Below are 9,377 nucleotides of genomic sequence, written 5' to 3'. Positions count from 1 at the left end.
ATATTTGGACAATGATGAAAAGTTCAATAAAAACAGTATGTTTAGTGTTCAACAACAGTTAATACAAACATAGCCTATCTAAAAGTAATAATAAGGAAGTGAGTGATGAATTTAATGAGGACTTGGAAATTTCAACCACGCCTAAATCCAAAATGGCAACTTGCATCCGTTGGTTAATTTTACTGGATGGTTTCAATATTAAAGGCATGAAAAACCAAGGTCTATTGCCTGCCGATTTTACCATTCAAACTGAACGTTCTTGGTTAGCAGGTATTCTCTATAAAAAATCTAATGCACTTGAAAAACGTGAATACCCAAGGGGGGGCAAAAATATTTATAGCGCAAGACTTGCCAGAGGAAGCTGCTAAGTTACAACTTTCTAGTAAAACCGGCTCTAGTCTTGTATGCCTAGAAAATGCGACTACTGAAATCATGAATAAAACCAAGCTTAACGACAATGTATTTGTTTTAGGTGTAAGTTGGATCAAACTATCTTTAGAAGCCCGAAGTAGCTTAAATCGCTATTTAACCAATGTATTCTAAAAGCAAATTATGTCTTTATTTAGATTAGCTCTGACTTAATCCTCACGCTATTAAACTCTTTTACACGTCTATATCACATGGTTAGTGGCGTTTATCATTTTACTTAATTGGTTGGTTAACCTAAAAAGCTCTATTATTTTTTTCAGTTTTATTTATCACATTTAGAATGTGCAGTCATGGTTGGATTAGATCTCTTGAACTAGAGGCAAAATCCATTAGCAAAAACTGGCTTAAAGCATCTTGATAACTGATTAAGAGAGGAGTTTTTATGGCAATAACAATACAAGCACAAAACTTAACTGATTATGTAGGTAAAAAAACCGGTGTGTCACGATGGTTTACTCTCACCCAAGAGCAAATAGATAACTTTGCCGATGCAACCCACGATCATCAGTTTATTCATATTGATCCTGTAAAGGCTAAAGAAACACCCTTTGGTAGCACTATTGCCCATGGTTTTTTATCCCTATCTTTATTGTCGGCGGTTGCATACGATGCGGGCATTAACCTAGAAAACACTCTGATGGGCGTCAATTATGGTTTTGACAAAATTCGGTTTTTACACCCTGTGAATGTCAACAGTAAAATTCGCGGGCACATGGTGTTGGCCAATGTGCTTGAAAAAAGACCTGGTGAATTTCTGCTTACTTGGGATGTTTCCATTGAAATCGACTCAGTTGAAAAGCCAGCTTTAACTGCACAGTGGTTAACTATGACCATCATTAATCCATAGACTTAACACACAGAATTTATTATTTGAGAACCTTATGACAATTAGATACGACAATCAGGTAGCAATAGTAACGGGCGCAGGCGCTGGTTTAGGTCGCTCTCACGCATTGGCGTTAGCAGCAAGAGGAGCAAAAGTGGTGGTCAATGATTTGGCCGCAGAAGACGGAGTCATGTCTGAAGGTTCGTTAGCCGTGGTTGCAGAAATTGAAAAGGCTGGCGGTGAAGCGATGGCTAATGGTGCTAATGTTGCCAATATGCAACAAGTACAAACCATGGTTGAGCAGGCAATGGAAAAATGGGGCCGAATTGATATTTTAGTCAACAATGCTGGCATCTTGAGAGACAAATCTTTCGCTAATATGCCCATCGAAGATTTCAAACTGGTTGTTGATGTACACCTCATGGGATCGACCAACTGCACTAAAGCAGTATGGAACATCATGAAACAACAAAACTATGGTCGAATTGTAATGACCACTTCATCTTCAGGGTTATATGGCAACTTCGGTCAGGCGAACTACGGTGCGGCTAAAATGGCTGTTGTGGGCCTAATGAACACGCTATGTATCGAAGGCCAAAAGAATAATATTCAGATAAATTGCCTATCTCCCACAGCGCGTACAGCCATGACCGAAGAACTGATTGAAGACAAACGTGTATTGGAACTTATGACAGTAGAATCTGTTACCACAGGGTTGTTAGCTTTAGTGGCTCAAAGTGCTCCTAATCGGACTATTTTAGGTTGTGGGGCAGGGGGATATGCAAGGGCAATCATTAAAGAAACTGATGGGATTTATTTATCGCCTGAGCAACAAACCCCAGAAAATTTATTGGCCAATTGGGATGCCCTTGAAAACCAAAGTAACGCAGAAGAACTAAAAGCCGGTTGGATGCAAACCAATAAATATGTGGCTAAAGCGGCTGTTTCATTGGGTGTGGATTTAAGCTCTAAATAATGCTCTACACAGCAGGTAATAGATTGGTTATTAATATGTCTGAGTCAAATTTTAATAGGGTACATGAGCAAAGCTTAATCAGTCATGTTGCTCATGCTAAACATTTCAAGGGTAGGCATTTTCTAAACAACAAGGAACATATATGAACAATTTTTTTTCGGTTGCCGGAAAAGTCGCAGTGGTTACCGGTGGGTCAAGTGGCATCGGTGCAATGATTGCCCGTGGTTTTGTTGAAAGTGGCGTGAAAGTCTATATTACCGCACGCAAACTTGAGCAGTTGCAACAAACCGCCGCAGAACTATCGACTTTGGGCGAATGTATCGCCATTCAGTCTGATTTATCAACCATGGCCGGTGTGCAAACTTTTGCAGACGAGATGCTTAGCAGAGAGCCAAAAATAGACATACTGATTAATAATGCCGGTGCAACTTGGGGCGCACCTATTGAAGAATTCCCCGAAGCAGGTTGGGACAAGGTCATGGATTTAAATGTGAAATCCATTTTCTTTCTAAGCCAACGTTTATTGCCAGCATTACGTGCGGCGGGAGATGCTGATGAACCTTCAAGGGTCGTGAATATCGCCTCGGTCAATGGGATCACTCATCCGCACATGGATAATTATTCTTATTCGGCAAGTAAAGCAGCTGTTATTCAAATGACACGGCATATGGCAGCCGATCTACGTCCAAGTCATGTCAATATTAATGGAATAGCCCCCGGCTTTTTCCCCAGTAAAATGACCAAACATGTTATGCCTCAGGAGCAGGAAATTGCCAATAGCCTTCCAGCTCGTAAAACCGGTGAGCTTGCTGATATTGCTGGAACAGCTATTTACCTTTGCTCTCGTGCGAGTAATTACGTTTGTGGTCACACTGTTGTTTTAGATGGCGGTCAAATTGCAAATGCCGGTTGAACTTAAAAAAACAAAACTTGTGATCTGGATCTTTGCGAATAGGTAGGTACCCATGAAGCCCTTTATATTTTCGACCACTAAATCAATTGTTAGTGAAATAGGCGCGATTAAGCGAATTGCTGGCATATGCTCCGACCTTGATATATCTAAGCCTTTGATCATTACTGATCGAGGCATTGTTGATGTAGGGTTAATGCAATCACTAGATACTGCGTTTAAAGATGCGGATAAAACGTATTTCTGCTTTGACCAAGTGGTAGCTGATCCACCTGAACATATCGTACTGTCAGCTGTTGCTTACGCCAGAGAAAATCAAATCGACGGCGTTATTGGGTTTGGCGGTGGCAGTTCACTCGACTCGGCAAAATTAGTGGCCCTGTTAGCTAACTCAGATGAACAATTAGCTGATATTTATGGTGTTGATGCGATCCGTGGTAAACGTTTACCACTTATTTTGATACCTACAACGGCTGGTACTGGCTCTGAAGTGACGCCTATTGCTATTGTCACTACAGGCAATACCACAAAAGCTGGAGTTGTCTCATCGGTACTTTTACCTGATGTGGCTTTGTTAGATGCTAGTTTAACGTTGGGTTTACCTTCTCACGTTACTGCAGCAACGGGAATTGACGCAATGGTGCACGCCATTGAAGCCTACACTAGTGCCATCAAGAAAAACCCCTATTCTGACTTGTTAGCCAAACAAGCACTGACCTTGCTATCAAATAATATTGTTGAAGCAACGTTTAATGGGACTAACGTAGAAGCGCGACAAGCTATGTTGCTTGGGTCATGTTTGGCCGGTCAAGCATTTGCGAATTCACCGGTAGCAGCAGTGCATGCCTTAGCGTATCCATTGGGCGGTCACTTTCATATTCCTCACGGCTTGAGTAATGCGTTAGTGCTTGTACAGGTGATGAATTTTAACTTAAGCCATGCTGCAGGCTTGTACGCAGAACTGGCACCCAGTATCAGTAACGCGATCAGCCTTGAAGGCAGTGAAAAAGAAATTGCCCAAGCTCTTATTGGTTTTATTGCGGATCTAATTACACAACTAAAATTGCCGGCTAATTTGCAGGCAATGGGCATTGCCGAGAGTGATATCAATATCTTAGCCAAAGATGCCATGTTACAAACACGTTTGTTAGTCAATAACCCAAAACCAGTGACCCTAGAAGATGTCATACACATCTATCAGCAAGCACATCAAGGAACGAATTAAGTGAGTAACAACGAGCTGCGGGAACACAGTGTTAATGTTAATGGACTCGATATTGCGTATCAATTACATGGTAGTAAATTACACCCAACACTGTTGCTTATTCATGGTTTGAGTACTCCGTTAACAGGTTGGCCTAAAGCAATGGTTGAAGCATTTGTGGCCGCTAATTTTCAAGTCCTACTGCTAGATAATCGTGATGTTGGTCGCTCTGAGATACTTGATGATATGCCTATCCCTAATATGGGCTGGTTAATGACTAAGTTAAAATTAGGACTATTAATAAACACGCCTTATCAGCTAGAAGATATGATGCGAGATGTGATTGGTTTATTGGATGTACTTAACTTGACTGAAGTGCACGTGGTGGGGGCGTCAATGGGGGGAATGATAGCGCAGTTAATGGCAATCCATCATCCGCAACGAGTAAAAACATTAACTTCCATCATGTCCACTACTGGCTATAAAAAGCTGCCACCAGTTGATAAACATATTCGTAACACTTTACTGCAAAAACCGGCTTCAAAAGAGTACAAAGACCGGATGCAATACCACGTTAATAAATGGCAGGTTATTGGTAGTCCTGACTATCCAACTTCTGATGCTGATTTGCGCCAGTACGTCGACAGTATGTTGCATCGAGGCATCACAGCTAAAGGCACAATACGCCAAATGTTAGCAATAATGGCCGCGAGCAACAGAGAAAATGGATTATCTAAACTGAATATGCCAAGTCTAGTTATTCATGGTGACCGTGATGGATTGGTCAATTTAGCCGGTGGTAAAGCCACAGCAAATGCCATACCCAATGCCAAACTAAAGGTTTACGCAGGCATGGGGCATGATTTCCCTGCCCAATTGATACCTAACATAGTCAACGACATTATCGACCATGCTAATTCGAATGTAGCTGAGTAAACATGATGCAATATCGAGTAGCAGTGGCCGTAGTGAAAGGGGCAGCGTCTGGAATTGGCAAAGCCTTAGCACTCAATCTGACTGAAAAAAGCCTGAATAATCAACGAAAACAATTACAGAATAAATAAGGGCATGCCTTTACCACTTATTAATTTTATCCATTCAATTTTTACTGTACCAATCGTTAGAGGATCTATAAATGCCAGCACCTATTTTAAATCGTCGAGATATTGAATTCTTTTTATATGAGATGTTTGATGTTGAATCGTTAACGACTCGTGAACGTTATCAAGATCATGATCGTGAATCTTTTGATGCGGCAATCGATATTGCACAGACCATAGCTGAAAAATACTATGTACCTATTCGTTTAAAAGTAGACAGTAATCAGCCCACATTCGATGGCAAAAAAGTCCACATTATTCCCGAGATTAAAGCCGGTCTCGACGCTGTTATTGAAGCTGGACTAACAGCCCCAACCACAGATTACGAAATGGGCGGCATGCAACTACCGCAGATTGCTGCCAGTGGCGCTTCTGCTTACTTAGCAGCGGCCGCAAGCACCAGTATTGGTTACCTTTCACTGACTCATGCCAATTCAAATTTGATTGAAGCTTATGGCACACCTGAACAAATTGAAAAATGGGTAAAACCACAACGAGAAGGGCGTTTTTTCGGCACCATGGCAATGACTGAACCTGGTGCAGGTTCTGGTCTGGGTGACCTAACAACCTCGGCAACTAAAGAACACGATGGCACTTATCGCGTGCGAGGCAATAAAATTTGGATATCGGGCGGTGACCACGACCTCTCAGAAAATATTGTGCATTTGGTACTGGCTAGAGTCAAAGGTGCACCCAAAGGTGTGAAAGGCATTTCGTTATTTATTGTGCCTAAATTTTTGGTCGATGATGAGGGCAATATTACTGAGCGCAATGAAGTGGCTTTGGCTGGTTTGTTTCATAAAATGGGTGGGCGAGGGCAGACCTCAACCGCATTAAGTTTTGGTGAGCAAGACGGAGCTGTAGGCTACTTAGTAGGTGAAGAAAATAAAGGCTTGATGTACATGTTCCATATGATGAACGAAGCCCGTATCTTAGTAGGAACAGGCGCAGCACTCACCGCATTAACCGGGTTTCAGTACTCTCTTGATTATGCCAAAGGCCGTCCTCAAGGACGTTTGCTCTCAGCAAAAGATCCGTTAGCACCGCCGGTCAACATCATAGAACACCCAGACGTTAGGCGCATGTTACTGACCCAAAAAGCTTATTCGGAAGGAGCATACGCATTATGTTTATACGGACATCAACTGGTTGATGATGAAAAAACCGCACCTACCGAAAATGAACGCAAACACGCAGCCACCATATTAGGATTTTTAACCCCTATCATTAAAAGTTGGCCATCAGAATGGGGGCCAAAATCAAATGATTTGGCCATTCAAGTGTTAGGAGGGCATGGATATGTGAACGAACACCCAGTCGAAATGTTTTATCGCGACAATCGTTTGAACCCAATCCATGAAGGCACTACTGGTATTCAATCCTTAGATTTGTTGTGCCGAAAAGTACCAATGAATGAATTTAAAGGATACCAGGCATTTTTAACTGAAATGTATTCGACCGTTGATAGTGTGAAATCGATTGAAGGTTTACAGCATTATGCAGTTGAATTACAAAATGCACTAGATAACCTCAAACAAGTGACAAGCGGCGTATTAGGCGCGACCAAGACGCAAAACATTGATTTGGTTTTTTCTAATTCTGTCAGTTATCTGAATATGTTTGGCCACATTACTATTGCATGGTTATGGCTAAGACAAGCAGAAATAGCCACAAAGGCCCTTGAAAATGAACCGCATAGTGATGACGAAAAATTCTATAACGGTAAAATTCAAGCAATGAAATATTTCTTCAATAGCGAGTTACCCCTGACGTACCATTGGGGTAATTTAGTGAAAAATATCGACAGTGCTAGCTTTGATACTCACCCAGATTGGTTGTAATTGTTAGATAAATAATCAAGGTCAATGTTGGCTTTAGGTGTGAGTTATTAGTGCAACTGCTTAAAAAGGCTTATTGGTAAATAAGCCTTTTTGGTATTTCTGATTGAACGACTTATGAAGTCACATTGTTCAGCCTAAAACACTTTATTTAGAGAACGTAACCAAATTTGATAGTCAGCTGAGTGCCATTTGCAGTCGATAGGTAGAAGTTCTCTTACTGGCAGCTGTGAGCCTGTGAGTTCAATCGATCGATAAACCTTACGGAGATGTTTGTGCCAAGGACTATCCACCCGAACCTTGAAGCCATCATTGGGCATGCCCTAAATGTAAACAAGGGGAATTATTGTTGGTGTGATTGAATGTACTACCGGCTCATCTACACAACACAGGAGAGGTCTATCGTTTAAACGGCGAATTTAATTTAACAGAGCACATGATGGCTAATTTAATACCTAAAATGTTATTCGGTGGATGACTTGTTGTCTGAATTGCCAGTTGACTATAATACAGATTAAAAAGGGCCCACAATCGACGTGAGAAATAGAAAATAATGAATAAAAAACAGGTGATCGTAAACATCTTCCACAAATTAGTCACTCACCTCACCTTTGCAAAAATTACAAATTCCTATAGCATAAATCAAACCAACAATTAGAGACGTGGTATACAACACGTTCAATACAGGTTTATACGGCAAAAGCACGCCGTACAAACACTAAGACGTTAGGAGGTTATCCATATGCATGTAGAACTGACCAATGAGGAACTAATCCAGCTTTATGATGTAGTGACTGGTAGCGTCAACGCGCAGTTCGAACTTTGGATAACGATTACATTCGCCGTTATTATTGCTTCGTACCTTGCAGGGCACCGCCTGGCCAGATCACTTCAGTATATTATCGCTACTCTGTATACAGCCGTGTCCGTGCTTTTATATTTGATGCTCTTGGGTGCCGTGCAGTTTTCACAGCAGTTTGACCTAAACTTAGGTGTATCTTCAGAAAGTAAAGTAGTTCTAGCCGTAGTCGTGCTCAGAACCGTAGTCTGGATATTAGGTACTATAGCTACAATCGTGTTTGTATTTAAGGGCCACAAAGACGATGCAAGTAACGACACCTAACAAATCGTTGCAGCGGACATATTCACAGGTCACACTTTATGCATGCGCAAAAACTGGATAAAGAATGGATAAAGAAGACACCCATTTTTAAAAGATAACAAAACAGCCGTTATGTTCTATACTTTAAGGTACTCAAACAACCAAGGATGGTGTGTTATGCCTCAACCACGTAAAAATCAAATCAGTTTAATCGATACCCCTTATTACCATTGTGTTTCCCGTTGTGTTCGTCGTTCGTTTTTGTGTGGTAAAGATAAGTTCACAGGCCAAAGTTACGAGCATCGCCGTGGCTGGGTAGAAGAGCGTTTGTTATTTTTAGCGTCTGTGTTTTCCATTGATATTTGTGCGTATGCTGTGATGAGCAATCATACTCATGTGGTTCTTTGTGTAGATAAAGATGTTGCAGATGAATGGACAATGGAAGATGTTATTCGCAGATGGCACAGGCTCTACCAAGGCACACTATTAAGTCAAAAATATCAAAGAGGAGATAAGCTAAGTAAAAGTGAATACATCAGCTTAGAAGAAACGGTATCCATTTACCGCCTGCGTTTATATGACATCAGTTGGCTGATGCGTAACCTTAATGAACACATAGCCCGTGAAGCAAACAAAGAAGACAACTGCACGGGTAGATTCTGGGAAGGCCGCTTTAAATCCCAAGCTTTACTCGATGAAAGTGCAGTACTAGCCTGTATGGCCTACGTAGATTTAAACCCAATTAGAGCCAAGATGGACTCCACACCCGAAACCTCAAAACACACCAGTATTCAAACTCGCATTCATGCCCTCATCAAAGGAGAGCAACCCAGAAAACTCATGCGTTTTGTGGGTAATCACAGGATAGACATGCCAAAAGGCATTGCTTACAGCTTGATTGATTACTGTGAATTAGTGGATTGCACTGGCAGGTGTATTCGAGAAGATAAAGCGGGTTACATTGAACATCAGCAAAACCCGATTCTTGAACG

The 9,377-nt window shown here is 41.4% G+C and carries 11 protein-coding genes; all 11 read left to right on the top strand.

What is annotated here, in order from left to right:
- Positions 1 to 98: 98 nt before the first annotated feature.
- Positions 99 to 368 carry a hypothetical protein gene (locus tag QZ488_RS19950; protein WP_293752046.1) on the top strand — a complete coding sequence of 90 codons (270 nt, stop codon included), beginning with the start codon at positions 99 to 101 and terminating at the stop codon, positions 366 to 368.
- Complete coding sequence (locus QZ488_RS19945; RefSeq protein WP_293752044.1) at positions 349 to 543, top strand: hypothetical protein; 195 nt, start codon at positions 349 to 351, stop codon at positions 541 to 543. The genes QZ488_RS19950 and QZ488_RS19945 overlap by 20 nt, the downstream gene beginning before the upstream one ends.
- A gap of 268 nt (positions 544 to 811) precedes the next feature.
- Positions 812 to 1,276, top strand: a complete 465-nt coding sequence (locus QZ488_RS19940) for a MaoC family dehydratase (RefSeq protein WP_293752042.1) — start codon at positions 812 to 814, stop codon at positions 1,274 to 1,276.
- 34 nt (positions 1,277 to 1,310) lie between these two features.
- Positions 1,311 to 2,231 carry an SDR family NAD(P)-dependent oxidoreductase gene (locus tag QZ488_RS19935; RefSeq protein WP_293752040.1) on the top strand — a complete coding sequence of 307 codons (921 nt, stop codon included), beginning with the start codon at positions 1,311 to 1,313 and terminating at the stop codon, positions 2,229 to 2,231.
- A gap of 142 nt (positions 2,232 to 2,373) precedes the next feature.
- Positions 2,374 to 3,144: an SDR family NAD(P)-dependent oxidoreductase gene (locus QZ488_RS19930; protein WP_293752038.1), complete on the top strand. Its 771-nt coding sequence runs from the start codon at positions 2,374 to 2,376 to the stop codon at positions 3,142 to 3,144.
- Between the two features lie 52 nt (positions 3,145 to 3,196).
- The gene (locus tag QZ488_RS19925; RefSeq protein WP_293752036.1) at positions 3,197 to 4,366 is read left to right on the top strand and encodes an iron-containing alcohol dehydrogenase; all 1,170 of its coding nucleotides are present in this window, start codon (positions 3,197 to 3,199) and stop codon (positions 4,364 to 4,366) included.
- Positions 4,367 to 5,281, top strand: a complete 915-nt coding sequence (locus QZ488_RS19920) for an alpha/beta hydrolase (protein WP_293752034.1) — start codon at positions 4,367 to 4,369, stop codon at positions 5,279 to 5,281.
- A 2-nt stretch (positions 5,282 to 5,283) separates the two neighbouring features.
- Positions 5,284 to 5,409: a hypothetical protein gene (locus QZ488_RS19915; protein WP_293752032.1), complete on the top strand. Its 126-nt coding sequence runs from the start codon at positions 5,284 to 5,286 to the stop codon at positions 5,407 to 5,409.
- A gap of 71 nt (positions 5,410 to 5,480) precedes the next feature.
- Positions 5,481 to 7,286, top strand: a complete 1,806-nt coding sequence (locus QZ488_RS19910; RefSeq protein WP_293752030.1) for an acyl-CoA dehydrogenase — start codon at positions 5,481 to 5,483, stop codon at positions 7,284 to 7,286.
- A gap of 739 nt (positions 7,287 to 8,025) precedes the next feature.
- Entirely contained in the window at positions 8,026 to 8,406 is a 381-nt protein-coding gene (locus tag QZ488_RS19905; protein WP_293752028.1) for a hypothetical protein, read from the top strand.
- Between the two features lie 156 nt (positions 8,407 to 8,562).
- Positions 8,563 to 9,377 (top strand): transposase (locus QZ488_RS19900; protein ID WP_293752026.1); only part of this gene is annotated, 815 nt, incomplete at its 3' end.

It is taken from the genome of uncultured Paraglaciecola sp. (genome assembly GCF_913020055.1).
GTDB lineage: Bacteria > Pseudomonadota > Gammaproteobacteria > Enterobacterales > Alteromonadaceae > Paraglaciecola.
The sequence above is the reverse complement of the archived record's forward strand: the minus strand, read 5'-3'. Positions and strand labels throughout refer to the sequence as shown.